The organism is Pseudomonas sp. GM25 (genome assembly GCF_000282255.1).
Lineage (GTDB): Bacteria > Pseudomonadota > Gammaproteobacteria > Pseudomonadales > Pseudomonadaceae > Aquipseudomonas > Aquipseudomonas aphyarum.
The window spans coordinates 89394-105693 of sequence record NZ_AKJQ01000040.1 but is presented as its reverse complement, the minus strand read 5'-3'; the positions used below and the strand labels follow the sequence as shown (position 1 = coordinate 105693).

Genomic DNA, 16300 nt, shown 5'->3' with positions numbered 1-16300 from the left:
AATCCGACGGCATGTGCCGTCGGACTGCTTCGCCTCCCCCGCAGAAATCTGCCCACGCGACAGCAACATGCAATCGCGAAACATTTACTTTCATATCGTTTATCGGGATTTGCTTCGGTCATCCGTCTTATAGAGATGCGGGCCGGTCGCGTAGGCAAAAGCCACGACCGGACCTTTCAGGGACTCCTGTGCTGCGAAGCCCGTAGTACCGCCCCCTCACTCTGAATCAAGACTTGTCATCATGTCGAAGAAATCCCGCTCGAAACTGTGGTTCCTGGTACACAGCTGGCTGGCGTTGCCGATCTGGTTTTTCGTGCTGATCGTCTGCGTCACCGGCACCCTGGCGGTGGTCAGCCAGGAAATCGTCTGGCTGGCCAACCCGCAGATGCGCGCGAGCGCGCCGTCGGACGATGCGCCGCTGCTCAGCTACGACCAGATCATCGCGGCCATCAAGAAAGCCGAGCCGCAAACGGTCGTGCAAGAGATCGACCGCCCCGATGAATCGCACTTTGCCCTCGATGTCCGCGTCAGCTACCCCGACGGGCGCTCGCTGACGGTCTACGTCAACCCGTACACGGGCGTCATTCAGGGCGAGGCCCCGGCGTTCAATTTCAAAGGTTTCACCCGCGCCCTGCATGGCTGGTGGCTGGTGCCCTTCACCAATGGCTACAGCTGGGGCTGGTACCTGGTGTCGATCCTCGGCCTGCCCATGCTCGCCTCGCTGGTGACCGGGCTGGTGGTGTACAAGCGCTTCTGGAAAGGCTTTTTCAGCCCGACCTTGCGATTGCGTCACGGCGCGCGGATTTTCTGGGGCGATTTCCACCGCCTCAGCGGCATCTGGTCGATCTGGTTCATTGCGGTGATTTCCATCACCGGCACCTGGTTCCTGATTCAGGCGCTGCTGGCCGACAACCACATTTCCATCTCGAGCGAACCGGTGATCCCGGCCATGTCCCGTGAGAGCGTGCCCCTCTCGGCGGACGGTTCGCCGGCCCCGCAGATCAGCCTCGATCGCGCGATCGAGATCGCCCAGCAGAAAATCCCCGGGCTGGAAACCAGCTATGTCAGCCTGCCGGGCAACGCCTACAGCCACCTCGATATCGGGGGGCGCGGCTGGTATCCGTTGATGTATCAGCGCGCGACGATCAATCCGTACAACGGCGAAATCGCTGCCTCGCGCCTGCTGTCCGACCGGACTTCGCTGGAGTTCGTCACCGAATCCATGCGGCCGTTGCACACCGGTGACTTCGGCGGACTGTGGATCAAGCTGATCTGGTTCTTCTTCGGGCTGCTGCTGAGCGTGATGGTGCTCAGCGGACTGCTGATCTGGACCAAACGCACCGCACTGGCCACCGCCAACGCCCTCAAGCGCGAGCACAAGAAGCAACGCGTCAAGGCGCAACCGGCCCTGAACCGTGAACCGTCGGAGGTCAACCCGTGAGCCAGTCAAACGTTGCAACCCGCCCTTCACGCCTTAGCCTGTTCTGGCACAAGTGGCGCTTCCACATCAACGTGTTGCTGCTGTTGATCCCTTTGGGCTTCATGCCCCGGTACTTTGCGGATCAGTCGCTGTTTCGCGGCGACACTGGCCTGGGCGAACGCGAAGTCGGAGAAGTCCAGGTCGGTCCCTGGAGCCTGCGCATGGCCGAATTCCGTGACGAGGCGCCCCGCCCCGCCGGGCCTGCCGGCCACATGAAAAGCTTCAACGTCGCGTTGTGCGATGCCTGCATCGATCAGGTCAAGGCCACCTACCTGCGCATCGGCAAACCGCGCAGCCTGCGCGCCGCCGGGGTGATCTTCTTCGGCACGCCGTATCGCATGGGCACCCAGTTGCCGATTCCGGAAAAGACCCGAACCGACGCCGAACTGTGGATCACCATGGAAGGCTGGGACGGCAGCATGCATCAGGCCTCGATCCCCCTGAGCCAGGCCTCCCCCGCCACCATCGCCTGGCTGAACAAACAAGGAGCCAAACCATGACTCTCGCCCGACGCTTTTCCCGCCTGCGCCTGAGCAGCCTGATGCTGGTGCTGTGTGCCGGTTTCAGTGCCAGCGCCCTGGCCCACAACCCGATGTGCGAGTGCAAGGCCATCGACGCCGAGCAGATCAAATGCACCGGCGGCTTCTCCGACGGCAGCGGCGCACCGGGGGTGACCCTCGATGTGATCGGCTATGACGAAACCATCCTGGTGCCGGGCAAGCTCGGCGCCGATTCGACCCTGACCTTCAAGAAACCCGGCGCCGAGTTCTACGTGCTGTTCGACGCCGGCCCCGGCCACGTGGTCGAAATCGACCAAGCGGATATCGAAGCCCCATGACCACGCCGACCACCCAGGTTGTACGCCCGGCCGGTGCCGGACATGAAACCCTCAATGTGCTGCTGATGTGCTTGTTGATCCTCGCAGTCGCTGGATCGGTAGTCGCATGGCGCGGCGTCTCCCACGAGCCGGAGCCGGTTTCCAGTCATCAGATGGATGCCCGCCGCGATCTCGGCGCCAGCGAGCAAGGCATCTATGCCGACTTGCGAGTGACCCTCGACGAGATCCACCTGCTGCGCGAAGAACAGCAAGCACTGCCGACCCCGCAGAACCTGGCGGACGAAGGTTTCGCCCCGTTTGCCCAGGACGCCAGCTCGGTCAGTCGTGGCGGCCATGCCTGGCAGTTGCTGGCCGACCGCGCCTACTTCGGCCACAGCCAGGCACCAGCCGTGGCCGGTTCGTTTCTGATGCGCCTGAACGCAGCCGATGACGCCGCGCCGGACATCTGGCTCAACCGCGCCACCGACCTGCAAGCGCCGACAGACCTGTCCGACGCAGCGCTGAGCGCCGCCGGCTGGAAACAGATCGTCGCGCAATTCGATGCCGGGGTGACCCGCGAACATCGTCATTGAACCCTCGCCTTCATTCGAGAGAAGACCGCTTGCCCATGCCTAGTTCATCTCAACGCCGTCCTTTCCTGCGCCTGCTGCTGATCGGCCTGTGCGCCTGCCTGCTGAGCCCGCTGGCCAGCGCCGATCAGGCCAAGCGCCTGCGCATCGGCATCACCCTGCACCCGTATTACAGCTATGTGGCGAACATCGTCGGCGACAAGGCCGAGGTCGTGCCGCTGATTCCCGCCGGCTTCAACCCGCACGCCTATGAGCCCCGCGCCGAAGACATCAAGCGCATCAGCGGGCTGGATGTGGTCGTGCTCAACGGCGTCGGTCATGACGACTTTGCCGACCGCATGATCGCCGCCAGCGAAACGCCGAACATCAAGACCATCGAAGCCAACGAAAACGTGCCGTTGCTGGCCGCCACCGGAGTTGCCGCGCGTGGTGCCGGCAAAGTGGTGAACCCACACACGTTCCTGTCGATCAGCGCCTCGATTGCGCAGGTCAACAACATCGCCCGGGAACTGGGCAAGCTCGACCCGGACAATGCCAAGACCTACACCCAGAACGCCCGCGCCTATGGCAAACGCCTGCGGCAGATGCGCGCCGACGCCCTGGCCAAGCTGACCCAGGCGCCGAATGCCGAACTGCGGGTGGCCACGGTGCACGCCGCTTATGACTACCTGCTGCGCGAGTTCGGTCTGGAAGTCACCGCCGTGGTCGAGCCGGCCCACGGCATCGAGCCAAGCCCGAGCCAGTTGAAGAAAACCATCGACCAACTGCGCGAGCTGGACGTGAAAGTGATCTTCTCCGAGATGGATTTCCCGTCCACCTACGTCGAAACCATTCAGCGTGAATCCGGTGTGAAGCTGTACCCGCTGTCGCACATTTCCTATGGCGAATACACCGCCGACAAGTACGAAAAGGAAATGACCGGCAACCTCAACACCGTGGTTCGGGCGATTCAGGAGTCCGGCGCATGACGGCTCAGGAAAACCTCTCAATCAGACATAACGGCCCGACCTTGGATTTCGCCGACGTCAGCCTGACCCTCGGCCGCACGACGATCCTGGACAAGGTCACCTTTCAAGTTCAGCCCGGCAGCGTGCATGCGCTGGTCGGACCCAACGGCGGCGGCAAGAGCTCCCTGATCAAGACCCTGCTCGGGCAGATGCCCCATCAGGGCCGGCTCAGCCTGCAATGGCCTGGCGAACCCGGCACCATCGGCTACGTGCCGCAGGCACTGGAGTTCGATCGGGGCCTGCCGATGACCGTCGATGATTTCATGGCCGCCATGTGCCAGCGCCGCCCGGCCTTCCTCGGCTTGAGCAAACGCTACGCCGGCGCTATCGGTGATGCGCTGGAGCGGGTCGGCATGCAGGACAAGCGCAAACGCCGGATGGGTGCGCTGTCCGGTGGCGAACGCCAGCGGGTACTGCTTGCTCAGGGCCTGATTCCAGCGCCGCAATTGCTGGTGCTGGATGAACCGATGTCGGCCCTCGACGAAGCCGGGATCCAGGTGTTCGAACGCCTGCTCGGCGACTGGCGCGCGGCGGGCATCACGGTGCTGTGGATCGAGCACGATCTGGAAGCGGTCGGGCGCCTGGCCAACCGCGTCACCGGCCTCAACCGCCGGGTGCTGTTCGACGCCACGCCGCAACAGGCCCTGACCCCGGAACGCCTGCTGACCCTGTTCTCGACCCATCCACGGAGCGCTGCCTGATGAGTTACGAAGCCTTTCGTTTGATGGTGCAAGGCTGGGCCTCTTCCGGTTACCTGCCGGAAGCCCTGGCCTATGGGTTTGTGGTCAACGCCCTGCTCGCCGGCCTGTTGATCGGCCCGGTGCTGGGTGGCCTCGGCACGCTGGTGGTGGTCAAGCGCTTCGCGTTTTTCTCCGAGGCGGTGGGCCACGCGGCGTTGACCGGCGTGGCCATCGGCATTCTGCTCGGCGAACCCTACACCGGCCCGTACGGCAGCCTGTTCGGCTACTGCCTGTTGTTCGGCATTTTGCTCAACTACCTGCGCAACCGCACCGGCCTGGCACCCGACACATTGATTGGCGTGTTCCTGTCGGTGTCCCTCGCCTTGGGCGCCAGCCTGCTGCTGATTCTGGCGGGCAAGATCAACGTGCACATTCTGGAAAACGTGCTGTTCGGCTCGGTGCTGACGGTCAACGGTAACGACCTGCTGGTGCTGGCGATTGTCGGCTCGCTGGTCATGGCGCTGGCCCTGCCGCTGTACAACCGCATCATGCTCGCCAGCTTCAACCCGCAGTTGGCGGCGGTGCGCGGCGTCGCGGTGAAAACCCTGGATTACCTGTTCGTGATTCTGGTGACGCTGATTACGGTTGCTGCAGTGAAAGTCATCGGCGCGATTCTGGTCGGTGCGCTGCTGGTGATTCCGGCGGCGGCAGCGCGCTTGCTCAGCCAGTCGCTCAAAGGCTTTTTCTGGTGTTCGGTGCTGATTGCCACGGTCAGTACGCTGTGCGGAATTCTCGCGCCGATCGTGTTCGACCTGCCGATTCCGTCCGGCGCCGCGATCATTCTGGTCGCCGGTATCGCCTTCGCCCTCGCCGCCATTGCCCGGGGCGTCGTCCCCAGTCTGAAAGGGAACCTTGGATAAATGTCTTTCTCACTGCGACAACTGACCCTGGCCATCGCCCTGTGCGGCGTGGCCTCGACGACTGTACTGGCCGCCGAAAGCCCCAAACCGCTGCGGGTGCTGGCCTCGCTGCCCATCACTTACGGTCTGGGCGAAGTCCTGCTCAAGGGCACCGACATCAGCCTCGAACGTGCGGCGCCAGCGAATCTGCCGGGCAGTCGCCAGACTGCCTACTTCACCGGTCGCGGCGCCCCGGCGCTGAGCAAACTGGCCACCGGCGCCGATGCGGTGATCGGCGTGCGTTCGCTGTGGGCCGATGATCCGCTGTATCCGATCGCGCGCCGCAGCAACATCCGCATCGTCGAAGTCGACGCTGCCCGCCCGGTGGACGGGGCCCTGCCCGGCATTGCCGTGCAACCGGGGCTCAAGGTCGACGGTTTGAACAGCCAGCCGTGGCTGGCGAGCAACAACATGGGGCGCATGGCTGACGTGATGGCTGCGGACCTGGTGCGCCTGGCGCCGAAGGACAAACCGAAAATCGAGGCCAATCTGGCGGCACTGAAGCAGCGCCTGCTGAAACTCAGTGCCGACAGCGAGGCGCGTCTGGCCAGTGCCGACAACCTGAGCGTGATGAGCCTGAGCGATCACTTCGGTTACCTGATCGGCAGCCTGAATCTGGAATTGATCGGGCAGGACGCGCGACCGGATGCCGAGTGGACGCCGGAAGATCTGAAAAAACTCACCGCCACCCTGAAAGACAATGACGTGGCAGTGGTGCTGCACCATCGACAGCCGTCGGACGCGGTAAAAGCGGCAATTGCCGAATCGGGCAGTCATCTGCTGGTGCTCAGCACCGATGCGGCGGATCCGGTGGCAGAGCTGGAAGGCAATGTGGATGTGCTGCTCAAGGGCCTGAGCGGCGCGTAACGCCGATCTTTCGGACATGAAAAAACCCGCTGACTGTTTCCAGTCCAGCGGGTTTCTTTTTGGCTGAAGACTTACTGTGCAGCCGCTTGCGCTTCCATCTTCTGGCGCAGGCTCAGCGGGCGCATGTCGGTCCAGACTTCTTCGATGTAGGCCAGGCATTCCTTTTTCAGGCCACTCTTGCCAACGGTGCGCCAGCCTTCCGGCACGGCCTTGTAGTCCGGCCAGATCGAGTACTGCTCTTCGTGGTTGACCACGACTTGGAAGAGGATGTCCTCGCGGTCGAATACTGACGTCATGCTGTGTCTCCATCGCTGTAGGGGTGGGCTGCACGACGGGTGCAGCCGGGTATGTAGAAAGAACGTTCGACGCGGCGAAAAATTTACAGGCCGGCGGTCGCGGCGCTCAACGCACGACCGAAGATCTCGGCGACGCGGTCGACTTCAGCGGCGGTGATCACCAGCGGCGGCAGGAATCGCACCACCGCACCATGCCGACCGCCCAGCTCCAGAATCAGCCCGCGCTTGAGGCATTCACGCTGAACCAGCGGCGCCAGACGTGCGAAAGCCGGCGGATGGCCGAGTGCGTCCGGCGTGCCGTTCGGATCGACCAGTTCGACACCGAGCATCAGGCCACGACCGCGAATGTCGCCCAGTTGCGGGAAGTCACGCTGCAGAATGTGCAAGTGCTCGCTCAGGCGCTCGCCCATGGCGGCGGCGTGTTCGCAGACCTTGTGCTCGACCAGGTAACGCATCACGGCAGAGCCGGCGGCCATCGCCATCTGGTTGCCACGGAACGTACCGGCGTGGGCGCCCGGCTGCCAGGTGTCGAGCCAGTCGCGATAAACAACCACCGCCAGCGGCAGGCTGCCGCCGATGGCTTTGGACAGCACCACAACGTCCGGAGTGATGCCGGCGTGTTCGAAGGCAAACATCTTGCCGGTACGGGCGAAACCGCTCTGGATTTCGTCGATGATCAACGCGACGCCGGCCTTTTCGGTGATGCGGCGCAGACCGCGCAGCCACTCGATGTCCGCCGGGATCACACCGCCCTCACCCTGCACCGCTTCGACGATCACCGCTGCCGGCAATTGCACGCCGGCCTCGGGATCATTGAGCAGGTTTTCCAGGTAGCTCAGATTAGCCTTCACCCCCGCCGCGCCACCGAGGCCGAACGGGCAGCGGTAGTCGTACGGGAACGGCATGAATTGCACGCCGTTGCTGAGCAGCGCACCCAGCGGTTTTTTCGGACCGAGGCTGCCCATCAGGCTCAAGGCCCCCTGGCTCATGCCGTGGTAACCGCCGGTAAACGACAGCACGGTGCTGCGCCCGGTGGCGGTGCGCACCAGTTTCAGCGCAGCTTCCACGGCGTCGGTGCCGGTCGGGCCGCAGAACTGGATTTTCGCTTCCTTGGCCAATGCCGACGGCAGCAGGCCGAACAGGTCCTGCACGAACTGGTCTTTCACCGGCGTGGTCAGGTCCAGGGTGTGCAGCGGCAGCTCATCGGCCAGCACCTGCTGGATCGCTTCGATCACCACCGGATGGTTATGCCCCAGCGCCAGAGTGCCAGCACCGGCCAGGCAATCGATGAAGGTACGACCTTCGACGTCTTCGACGTACAGACCTTTGGCACGTTTGAGTGCCAGGGGAATGCGCCGCGGGTAGCTGCGGGCATTGGATTCCTGCTGGCTCTGACGGGCCAGCAACGGTGATTCATTGAACTGATACAGCGTTTCAGCCGGCGCGGAGGCGATCCGGGCCGAAGACTCTTCGATAAGGCTGGTGGCGACTGACATCTCTCGACCCCTCAATACGCTATGGATAGTGACCAAAACTGCACACCGGGCAGGTGCGCGTTCCGGTCGCGGGGCGCACATGCTGGTTTTCCTGTTCTGGAAACGCACCAGCGTGTCGAGGATTTACACCCTTGATCGAATGTCAGGCCGACAATGGCAGTGGCTTGTGCATCGGCAGGCTCAAAACACCGTGATGCGAGAAGGTAGACGCCGCTTCGCGATACCCCAGGCGCCGGTAGAACGCCTCGCCGGTTCGCGTGCTGGCGAGCGTGACGCAAGGCCGGCCACGAACCCGCAGCCAACCCTCGAGATCGCCCATCAGCGCGCGGCCCGCGCCCCGGCGAAACCACTCCGGCTGCACATGACAGAACGTGATTTCGCCATTGGCTGCGGCCATGCCGACGCCGACCGGTTTATCGTGAAGAAGCGCAATATTCAGATAGAGATGCGGATCGGCGAGCCAGCCGCTGATGTGTTCCGCCGATTGTCGGCGAACCCAGCGGTCGACCAATTGGGGATCGTTGCGATGGTCAAGCGCGCAACCGACGCGGATCGAGCGTTCGAGAATCCGGCTGATGAGGCCGGCGTCGGCGGAGGTGGCGGGACAGATGTGGATGGGTGCTTCCATGGCGCTGTTTCCCTCAATCCATTGAGTCAAAGGCTGGGGCGACAATAACGTCACGGCCGGCGGATGACTAATGGAGAGAGGTTACATTTGATGTGCCTGGCGAAATGTCAGACCGGTTGCAGCGGCATGGTCAGCTCGACCCGCAAACCATCCGGGCGGCTGTCGAAATGCAGGGTGCAGGCGCAACGTTGAACGATGGCCTGAACAATCGCCAGCCCCAGTCCGCAGCCGGTGCTCTGGCCGTTGCGCCAGAAGCGCTGGGTCAGATGTTGCAGATCGTCCGGGGCAATCCCCGGCCCATAATCGCGCACCACGAAACGTACGCGGTTGGCGGTGGTTTCCAGGCTCAGTTCCACCGCGCCGTCCGTCGGCGTGTGACGTAGAGCGTTGTCCAGCAGGTTGCGCAGAGCCGCGATCGACAACACCGCCGGCATTTGCAGGGGTGCACCGGACAAGCGCTCAGGCAGGTGCAGCTTGATGCGCTGGCGCTGGTCGCTGGCCGAGTCCTGAATCGCCAGTTTCGCCACCTGTTCGGCACTGCATTGCACACCGTCGTCGAACGACAGACTGCCCTCGACCCGGGCCAGCAACAGCAATTGCTCAAGGGTCCGGTGCAGACGGTCGGCGCCCTCCTCGGCCCGGGCCAGGGACTGATCGCGGGCGTTGCCTTCGGTCATGCGCGCCACTTGCAGGTGGGTCTTGATCGCCGTCAGCGGGCTGCGCAATTCATGGGCGGCATCGCCGGTCAGGCGACGTTCGCGTTCGATCGTCTTGCCGATGCGCTGGAACAGTTGGTTCTGGGTTTCGAGCAGCGGTTTCAGTTCGCTGGGGAATGACTGCAGCTGCAGCGGCTCGAGCGAATCGGCATTGCGGCGCATCAAAGCTTCACGCAAGCGATTGAGCGGCGCCAGGCCCTGCCCGATCCCCAGCCACAACAGGCACAGGCAGCCCAGCAGCGCCACGCCCACCGGCACCGAGGCCGCCAGCAGGATCGACATGTTCAGGGCTTCGCGCTCGATTACCCGGTCGGCGGTGGTGATTCGCACATCACCTCGGGCCAGGGTGAAGCTGCGCCATGGCGCGCCATCGATCATCTGATCGTGGAAGCCCATCTTCTGGGCTTCCAGCGCCTGTTCCGGATTGTTGTGGCTGCGGGCGAGGATTTCCCCGCGCAGCGAACTGACCTGACAGGCCATCCCGCCGGGAATGTTCAGTTGCTCGGCGCTGAAGTGAGTGCCTTCGCCTTTGCTCGGGATAGCGGGCAATTGCTCCAGCAGCCCGGCAACCATCCGCGCCGACGCCACCAGGCGCTGGTCGAGGGAAAACATCATCTGGTTGCGCAAGTCGCTGAGCATCCAAGCAGCCGCCAGTGCCCAGATCAGCGCGAACGCGGCGCCGAGGGTCAGGCTCAGGCGCAGGCGCAGACTCATCACTTGTCAGGTTCTCCACCATCGGCCGGGCCGAGGCGATAGCCCAGACCGCGCACGGTTTCGACGATGCCTTTACCCAGTTTGCTGCGCAGGTGATGGATGTGCACGTTGAGTGCGTTGCTCTCCAGTTCATCGTTGAAACCGTAGACGCTGTCCTTCAACTGCTCGGTGGACAGCACCCGGCCACGGTTGTGCAGCAAGGCTTGCAGCAGGGATTGTTCGCGACGGGACAGGTCTACCGAACGGCCCACCAGCGTGGTTTCCCGACTGCTCGGGTCGTAGGTCAGCGCGCCGTGTTCGATCAGGTTGACGCTGCGCCCGGCTACCCGGCGCAACAGGGTTTGCAGACGGGCGAACAATTCACGCAGGTCAAACGGCTTGAGCAGATAGTCGTCGGCACCGGACTGCAAACCGTCGACACGGTCGGTGACCGAGTCCCGCGCGGTAAGGATCAGTACCGGAATCTCCAGGCCCTGCTGGCGCAGTTGCTGCAGCAGTTTGAGGCCATCTTCGTCCGGCAGGCCAAGATCGAGCACCATCACGTCGAACTCGGCAACCTTGAGGATCGCCCGCGCCTTGGAGGCGGTGTTGACGTGCTCGACCGTCAGGCCTTGCGCCGTCAGCCCGGCGACGATCCCGCTGGCGATCAACTCATCGTCTTCGCAAACCAGTACGTGCATGGGAGCTCCATGAGAAAAAACGCGATTCAAGCAGGAGAGGATTAAGCGGCAATTATGGACACTGCCCGCGCCAAGGAAAAGCACGATCCCGACGTATACGACCACGGGCGAGGTCTTTCTCAACGCCAATTACTGCAACGACAACTAACAAGTTCACAGGCAACAACTTGACACCACCCAATGTCACAAACAGCAATCACTAAATCAGTGCATAACCATTATTTGCCGATATAACCTCCAACTGCAAAACATACAAACATCAAATCAGACAACCATCACTCTTCAGAAGAAAACATAAAATGTCCAAACTTAACAACTTCGTCGCCATCGACTGGCGCTCCGGCCCCGACCGGATTTACTTCTTCTTCAAAGATACTGATCAATTCTCCCGTTACAACAATGGCGATGAAAAAGTACCCAACGAATATCCAAAACCGATCAAGGGAAACTGGCCAGGTTTCGATGCCCATGCCAAGCACCTGCGCTTCGGATTTACGCAAACAAGGGCAGGCGACAAGGACATTGCCTGGTTGTTCTTTTACAACGGTGATCGCCCGTGGGTGTGCGCCTATGACCAGGACAATGACAAGGCTGATGCCTTTTACGATCTATCCAACTCTCTCTGGACGCCGATCCTGCCTTACTTCGACAGAATCGTTGCCGGCACCTGGCTGGAAGCCATCGGACACAAGTACGAGTTTCTTTTCCTGTTGAATGACGGAACTCGTCTGACATTCCACACTGTGACGCAAAAAATCAATCACCAAGCCAATGCAATACTGCCCGGACTTGCACCTTATAAAGATCGCCTTGTTACTGCGGCGCAGATTGATCCGACTTTCAGCGATAACCTCTGGTGCATCTTCCTGACCAATGACCAGTTTGTGGTTTTCAATATGCAAAAAGGCGCTGTCGAGGGAGGTGTGCGCAATGTCAGTGGCACATTCGCCGGGTTAACCCGCGGTCTCTGATTCCCTCATTCGTTTGCAATGCTGCAGCGTCTCGCCGGTTCGACGCATGGATAACTCCGGTTAATCATCGGTTAATCGCCGCCCGCCACTGTGCCCCTCAATTGCACAGGGACAAGGCTCCTCCATGCGTCATTTTTTTCTATTGTTTGCACTGTTGATTTCGAGTCTGGCCCAGGCAGGGAATGATCCCTTTGCATCAAAACCGGAGTTCCTGCCGGTCGACAAGGCGTTCGTACTGACCTCGGAACGTCTGGATTCCGGTGAGACCCAGCTGTTCTGGCAAATTGCCGACGGTTATTACCTGTATCAGAAGCGTCTGAAGTTCGACGGGCTGGCGACACATAACGTCCCGGCCCTGCCCGAAGGCGAGTCCCACAGCGACGAGTATTTCGGTGAGCAACCGGTTTATCGACAGGGTCTGGAACTGAAGATTCCGGCAGCCGCCACGGGCCAGATCAAAGTCAGTTATCAGGGCTGTGCCGATGCCGGTCTTTGCTATCCACCGCAAACCCGAGTGATCGACCTCGGCGGCAAAGCCGCAGCAACGACAGATGAAGCGCCGGATCAGGCACTCGCCAGCGGTCTGCAACAGCACTCGCTGGGCTGGAGTCTGCTGGTGTTCTTCGGCCTGGGCCTGCTGCTGGCGTTTGCACCGTGTTCGTTGCCGATGCTGCCGATTCTGGCGGGCATGGTGGTGGGCAGCGGCGCCACGCCACGTCGCGGTTTCGCGCTGGCCGGCAGTTATGTGGTTTGCATGGCGCTGGTGTATGCGGCGATGGGCGTCATCGCCGCGCTGCTGGGGGCCAACCTGCAGGCGTGGTTGCAGAACCCGTGGCTGCTCGGGACGTTCGCGGCCGTGTTTGTGGTTCTGGCGCTGCCGATGTTCGGCTTCTTCGAGCTGCAATTGCCGGTGGCCCTGCGGGATCGACTGGAACATGCCTCGCGCAGTCAGCGCGGCGGCAGTCTGATCGGCGCGGGCGTATTGGGCGCGCTGTCCGGTTTACTGGTCGGCCCGTGCATGACAGCACCGCTGGCCGGTGCCCTGCTCTACATCGCGCAAAGCGGCAATGCGCTGCATGGTGGTTTGATTCTGTTTGCGCTCGGGATTGGCATCGGCGTACCGCTGCTGTTGCTGGTGACCGTCGGCAATCGCTTCCTGCCCAAGCCCGGCGCGTGGATGAATCTGCTCAAGGGCGTGTTCGGTTTCCTGTTCCTTGCCACCGCGCTGCTGATGCTGCGTCCGGTGCTGGAACCGTCGTTGTGGCTGGGCCTGTGCGGCGCACTACTATTGATCGCCGCTTACAGTGCCTGGAAACAGTCTGACGGCTTTGGTCGCGTGGCTCACTTGTTCGGTGCCAGTTCGCTGTTGCTTGGCTTGTGGGGCAGTCTGCTGGTGGTCGGTGCGGCGGGCGGCAGTAACGATCCGTATCAGCCGTTGCAGGTGTACAGCGGCGGCCGCGTCGGATTTGCGGCGCCCAGCGGCCACGAAGCCTTCACGACGATCAAGGATCCCGCCGCCCTGCAACGCGAGCTCGACGCCGCCAAGTCGCAAGGCCAGTGGGTGCTGCTCGATTACTACGCCGACTGGTGCACGTCGTGCAAAGTCATGGAGAAACAGGTGTTCGGCCAGGCGCGGGTGATGCAGGCACTGAGCGATGTGCGCTTGCTCCGACTCGACGTCACCGCCGACAATGCCGCCAGCCGCGAATTGCTCGGCCGTTACAAAGTGCCGGGGCCACCGAGTTTCGTGTGGATCGGCGCCGATGGCGAAGAGCGCCGCAGCCAGCGCATCACCGGCGAGGTCGATGCCGATACTTTCCTGCAACGCTGGACCACCACCCGAGACGCCCGTTAATGCTGACCTTCACCCTCGGCACCTTTGCCATCGCACTCAACCACCTGCTGCTGATCAGCGCGCTGGCGCTGGCGACCTTCGTCGGCTGGCGGGTGGCCAAGCGCGGCGGTGACAACCCCGAGTCGGCGCTGTTCAGCCTGTTTCTGCTCGGCATGCTGGCGGCGCGCATTGCGTTTGTCGCTGTGTACTGGGGCCACTATCGCAACGACCCGTGGCAGATCATCGACCTGCGCGACGGCGGTTTTCTCGCCTGGCCGGGGGTGATCGTGCTGCTTCTCGCGGCGCTGTATCGCGGCTGTCGACGGCCGGGTTTGCGTCGACCGCTGGGGTTCGGCGTGGTCAGCGGCGTGGCGTTCTGGGTTTTGGCGACCCTGTCGCTGAACATCTACGAGCAAGGCACACGCCTGCCGGACATCACCCTGCGCAACGCCGCCGGGGAAACCGTGAAACTCACCGACTATCAGGGCGGGCCGCTGGTGATCAACCTGTGGGCCACCTGGTGCCCGCCGTGCCGCCGGGAAATGCCGGTGCTGGAAAACGCCCAGCAGCAACGCCCGGACCTGACGTTCCTGTTCGTCAACCAGGCCGAAAGCATGCAAAGCGTCGCCACGTTTCTCGAAACCCAGGGCTTGAGCCTGAACAACGTGCTGTTCGACCGCAGCGGACGCCTCGGCCAGGCCGTGGGTTCCATGGCTCTGCCGACTACGCTGTTCTATAGCCCGGACGGTCGCCTGCTGGGCAGCCATCTGGGCGAGTTGTCGAATGCCAGCCTGGCCCGCGCCCTGGAAAACTTCGACACCCCGGCTTCCAGCCCGAATCCGGCCACCTCTTCTTCAAGGAAACTGCCATGCCCCGCCTCCGCCACCTGCTGACGCTGACCATGAGCGCAGCCCTGCTGCACTTGCCGTCGGTCCAGGCCGCCGAAGAACTGCCTGAAGCGATCAAGAAGATCGAAGCCAAGGGCGCCAAGATCGTCGGCCAGTTCGACGCACCGGACGGCTTGCGCGGTTACGCCGCGCAGTACCAGAACCGTGGCATGGCGCTGTACCTGACCCCGGACGGCAAGCACGTGCTGCTGGGTAATCTATACGACGCTGACGGCAACGACTTGAGCAGCGCGCCGCTGCAAAAACTGGTCTACGCGCCGATGGCCAAGGAAGTCTGGGCCAAGTTCGAGGCCAGCAACTGGATTCAGGACGGCAACAAGGACGCGCCGCGCACCGTGTACCTTTTCAGCGACCCGAACTGCCCGTACTGCAACATGTTCTGGGAACAGGCTCGCCCATGGGTCAAGGCCGGCAAGGTGCAACTGCGGCACATCATGGTCGGCATCATTCGCGAAGACAGCCCGGCCAAATCCGCCGCCCTGCTCGCCGCCAAAGACCCGAGCAAAGCCCTGGAAGATCACGAGAAAGCCGGCAAGGCCAGCACGCTCAAGGCCTTGAAGGACATTCCGGTCGCCGTGCAGACCAAACTTGCGGCGAACATGCAGTTGATGGAAGACCTGGACTTGCAGGCCACCCCGGCGATCTTCTACATGGACGACAAGGGCGAACTGCAACAACAGCAAGGCGCGCCGACGCCGGACAAACTGGCGAAGATTCTCGGCCCGAAATAAAAAACGCCCACGCAATGCGTGGGCGTTTTCGTTACTTCAGCTCAGCCAGAAACTTCAGCAGCGTGTCGGTCACGAAGGTTGGATTCTCCAGATTGGAGATATGCCCCGCCTCCGGCACCAGCACACACGGACAGCCAATCAACTCAGCCATTTCCCGTGCTTCCGACGGCGGGCGTGGTTTGTCCTGATCGCCGCAGACCACCAGCGTGGTGGCCGCATTTAGCTCGCCCAGACGCGGCAACAGATCATCACGGCCAAAGGTGATGCGCCCCATCGGCACGATGCTCTCGCGCAGGCATTCCGCTGGATAGCCGGCGAGTTTTGCGCGGAAATCCTGATACAGCGCCGACTCTCGATCGATGCCCGGGCGGAAGAAAATAGGCACCACGATATCCAGCAGTGGCTCGGAGATCCCGCCGCTTTCCTCGATCTGTTTGAACAGCGAGAAATAGTACTGGCGGGTCGGTTCCGGCTCGACGCCGACGTAAGTGTCCATCAGCACCAGACCGTTGAGCCGCTGCGGTGCCGACAACGCCAGACGCACGCCCCACATGCCGCCGACCGACAGCCCGACCAGCGTCACCTGATCGATATCCAGATGATCGAGCAAGGCCAGTGCCTGACGGGCGATGTCGTCCAGCGAAGCAGTTCCTTCAGGCAAGCGACCGGATTCGCCATGGCCCCACAGATCCAGTGCAATCACCCGATAGTGCGGCGACAGCGCAGCGATCTGCGGCGCCCACATGGCCTGGTCCCACAGGTAGCTGCCGGCCAGCAACACCGCCGGGCCCGTGCCTTGATCAATGTAGTGAAGCGCCTGTCCGTCAACTTCGAAGAAAGCCATCGATCACCCCCGCGACAAAAAAGAGAACCGGCAGACTGGGCTGCCGGTTCGGGATCGTCAACTATACAAACGTACATCCATG

18 protein-coding genes are annotated in these 16300 nt (G+C 62.4%); 12 read left to right on the top strand and 6 right to left on the bottom strand.

Features of this window, described 5'->3' with window-relative positions; all coding sequences use genetic code 11:
* Nucleotides 1-241 precede the first annotated feature (241 nt).
* The 8 genes from PMI24_RS16495 to PMI24_RS16460 are packed head-to-tail and all read left to right on the top strand — an operon-like array spanning nt 242 to nt 6400.
* On the top strand, nt 242-1441 hold the full coding sequence (locus PMI24_RS16495) for a PepSY-associated TM helix domain-containing protein (protein ID WP_007955815.1): 1200 nt from the start codon (nt 242-244) through the stop codon (nt 1439-1441).
* Nucleotides 1438-1980: a hypothetical protein gene (locus PMI24_RS16490; protein WP_007955814.1), complete on the top strand. Its 543-nt coding sequence runs from the start codon at nt 1438-1440 to the stop codon at nt 1978-1980. The genes PMI24_RS16495 and PMI24_RS16490 overlap by 4 nt, the downstream gene beginning before the upstream one ends.
* Nucleotides 1977-2318 carry a hypothetical protein gene (locus tag PMI24_RS16485; protein ID WP_007955813.1) on the top strand — a complete coding sequence of 114 codons (342 nt, stop codon included), beginning with the start codon at nt 1977-1979 and terminating at the stop codon, nt 2316-2318. The genes PMI24_RS16490 and PMI24_RS16485 overlap by 4 nt, the downstream gene beginning before the upstream one ends.
* Nucleotides 2315-2890 (top strand): DUF6162 family protein, encoded by a 576-nt coding sequence (locus PMI24_RS16480; RefSeq protein ID WP_007955812.1) that lies wholly within the window; start codon nt 2315-2317, stop codon nt 2888-2890. The genes PMI24_RS16485 and PMI24_RS16480 overlap by 4 nt, the downstream gene beginning before the upstream one ends.
* A gap of 35 nt (nt 2891-2925) precedes the next feature.
* Nucleotides 2926-3855: a metal ABC transporter substrate-binding protein gene (locus PMI24_RS16475; protein WP_007955810.1), complete on the top strand. Its 930-nt coding sequence runs from the start codon at nt 2926-2928 to the stop codon at nt 3853-3855.
* Complete coding sequence (locus tag PMI24_RS16470) at nt 3852-4595, top strand: metal ABC transporter ATP-binding protein (RefSeq protein ID WP_007955808.1); 744 nt, start codon at nt 3852-3854, stop codon at nt 4593-4595. Before PMI24_RS16475 ends, PMI24_RS16470 begins: the two co-directional genes overlap by 4 nt.
* A complete protein-coding gene (locus PMI24_RS16465) occupies nt 4595-5494 on the top strand; it encodes a metal ABC transporter permease (protein WP_003226663.1) in 900 nt (299 codons plus the stop codon). The genes PMI24_RS16470 and PMI24_RS16465 overlap by 1 nt, the downstream gene beginning before the upstream one ends.
* Complete coding sequence (locus tag PMI24_RS16460) at nt 5495-6400, top strand: metal ABC transporter substrate-binding protein (RefSeq protein WP_007955807.1); 906 nt, start codon at nt 5495-5497, stop codon at nt 6398-6400.
* Nucleotides 6401-6471: 71 nt separating this feature from the next.
* Here PMI24_RS16460 and PMI24_RS16455 read toward each other — a convergent pair whose 3' ends face one another.
* From PMI24_RS16455 to PMI24_RS16435, 5 genes are all read right to left on the bottom strand, one after another.
* Nucleotides 6472-6696 carry an MbtH family protein gene (locus PMI24_RS16455; protein ID WP_007917715.1) on the bottom strand — a complete coding sequence of 75 codons (225 nt, stop codon included), beginning with the start codon at nt 6694-6696 and terminating at the stop codon, nt 6472-6474.
* A gap of 83 nt (nt 6697-6779) precedes the next feature.
* On the bottom strand, nt 6780-8192 hold the full coding sequence (locus PMI24_RS16450; RefSeq protein WP_007955805.1) for an aspartate aminotransferase family protein: 1413 nt from the start codon (nt 8190-8192) through the stop codon (nt 6780-6782).
* Nucleotides 8193-8334: 142 nt separating this feature from the next.
* Nucleotides 8335-8820: a GNAT family N-acetyltransferase gene (locus PMI24_RS16445; RefSeq protein ID WP_007955803.1), complete on the bottom strand. Its 486-nt coding sequence runs from the start codon at nt 8818-8820 to the stop codon at nt 8335-8337.
* 107 nt (nt 8821-8927) lie between these two features.
* Nucleotides 8928-10250: an ATP-binding protein gene (locus tag PMI24_RS16440; RefSeq protein ID WP_007955799.1), complete on the bottom strand. Its 1323-nt coding sequence runs from the start codon at nt 10248-10250 to the stop codon at nt 8928-8930.
* A complete protein-coding gene (locus tag PMI24_RS16435; RefSeq protein WP_007955797.1) occupies nt 10250-10930 on the bottom strand; it encodes a response regulator in 681 nt (226 codons plus the stop codon). The genes PMI24_RS16440 and PMI24_RS16435 overlap by 1 nt, the downstream gene beginning before the upstream one ends.
* A gap of 299 nt (nt 10931-11229) precedes the next feature.
* Here PMI24_RS16435 and PMI24_RS16430 point away from each other — a divergent pair, with 299 nt between their 5' ends.
* The 4 genes from PMI24_RS16430 to dsbG all read left to right on the top strand — a co-directional run bounded on the left by PMI24_RS16430 (nt 11230) and on the right by dsbG (nt 15374).
* On the top strand, nt 11230-11901 hold the full coding sequence (locus tag PMI24_RS16430; RefSeq protein WP_007955795.1) for a hypothetical protein: 672 nt from the start codon (nt 11230-11232) through the stop codon (nt 11899-11901).
* Between the two features lie 124 nt (nt 11902-12025).
* Nucleotides 12026-13756 (top strand): protein-disulfide reductase DsbD, encoded by a 1731-nt coding sequence (gene dsbD, locus PMI24_RS16425; protein ID WP_007955792.1) that lies wholly within the window; start codon nt 12026-12028, stop codon nt 13754-13756.
* Nucleotides 13756-14628, top strand: a complete 873-nt coding sequence (locus PMI24_RS16420; RefSeq protein ID WP_007955790.1) for a TlpA disulfide reductase family protein — start codon at nt 13756-13758, stop codon at nt 14626-14628. Before dsbD ends, PMI24_RS16420 begins: the two co-directional genes overlap by 1 nt.
* A complete protein-coding gene (dsbG, locus tag PMI24_RS16415; RefSeq protein ID WP_007955786.1) occupies nt 14604-15374 on the top strand; it encodes a thiol:disulfide interchange protein DsbG in 771 nt (256 codons plus the stop codon). The genes PMI24_RS16420 and dsbG overlap by 25 nt, the downstream gene beginning before the upstream one ends.
* A 31-nt stretch (nt 15375-15405) precedes the next feature.
* Here dsbG and PMI24_RS16410 read toward each other — a convergent pair whose 3' ends face one another.
* The gene (locus PMI24_RS16410; RefSeq protein WP_007955783.1) at nt 15406-16218 is read right to left on the bottom strand and encodes an alpha/beta fold hydrolase; all 813 of its coding nucleotides are present in this window, start codon (nt 16216-16218) and stop codon (nt 15406-15408) included.
* Nucleotides 16219-16300 lie beyond the last annotated feature (82 nt).

Coding starts and splice junctions, on each gene's coding strand:
- PMI24_RS16495 (WP_007955815.1), top strand. CDS start 242: ATGTCGAAGAAATCCCGCTCGAAACTGTGGTTCCTGGTACACAGCTGG.
- PMI24_RS16485 (WP_007955813.1), top strand. CDS start 1,977: ATGACTCTCGCCCGACGCTTTTCCCGCCTGCGCCTGAGCAGCCTGATG.
- PMI24_RS16480 (WP_007955812.1), top strand. CDS start 2,315: ATGACCACGCCGACCACCCAGGTTGTACGCCCGGCCGGTGCCGGACAT.
- PMI24_RS16475 (WP_007955810.1), top strand. CDS start 2,926: ATGCCTAGTTCATCTCAACGCCGTCCTTTCCTGCGCCTGCTGCTGATC.
- PMI24_RS16470 (WP_007955808.1), top strand. CDS start 3,852: ATGACGGCTCAGGAAAACCTCTCAATCAGACATAACGGCCCGACCTTG.
- PMI24_RS16465 (WP_003226663.1), top strand. CDS start 4,595: ATGAGTTACGAAGCCTTTCGTTTGATGGTGCAAGGCTGGGCCTCTTCC.
- PMI24_RS16460 (WP_007955807.1), top strand. CDS start 5,495: ATGTCTTTCTCACTGCGACAACTGACCCTGGCCATCGCCCTGTGCGGC.
- PMI24_RS16455 (WP_007917715.1), bottom strand. CDS start 6,696: ATGACGTCAGTATTCGACCGCGAGGACATCCTCTTCCAAGTCGTGGTC.
- PMI24_RS16450 (WP_007955805.1), bottom strand. CDS start 8,192: ATGTCAGTCGCCACCAGCCTTATCGAAGAGTCTTCGGCCCGGATCGCC.
- PMI24_RS16445 (WP_007955803.1), bottom strand. CDS start 8,820: ATGGAAGCACCCATCCACATCTGTCCCGCCACCTCCGCCGACGCCGGC.
- PMI24_RS16440 (WP_007955799.1), bottom strand. CDS start 10,250: ATGAGTCTGCGCCTGCGCCTGAGCCTGACCCTCGGCGCCGCGTTCGCG.
- PMI24_RS16435 (WP_007955797.1), bottom strand. CDS start 10,930: ATGCACGTACTGGTTTGCGAAGACGATGAGTTGATCGCCAGCGGGATC.
- PMI24_RS16430 (WP_007955795.1), top strand. CDS start 11,230: ATGTCCAAACTTAACAACTTCGTCGCCATCGACTGGCGCTCCGGCCCC.
- dsbD (WP_007955792.1), top strand. CDS start 12,026: ATGCGTCATTTTTTTCTATTGTTTGCACTGTTGATTTCGAGTCTGGCC.
- PMI24_RS16420 (WP_007955790.1), top strand. CDS start 13,756: ATGCTGACCTTCACCCTCGGCACCTTTGCCATCGCACTCAACCACCTG.
- dsbG (WP_007955786.1), top strand. CDS start 14,604: ATGCCCCGCCTCCGCCACCTGCTGACGCTGACCATGAGCGCAGCCCTG.
- PMI24_RS16410 (WP_007955783.1), bottom strand. CDS start 16,218: ATGGCTTTCTTCGAAGTTGACGGACAGGCGCTTCACTACATTGATCAA.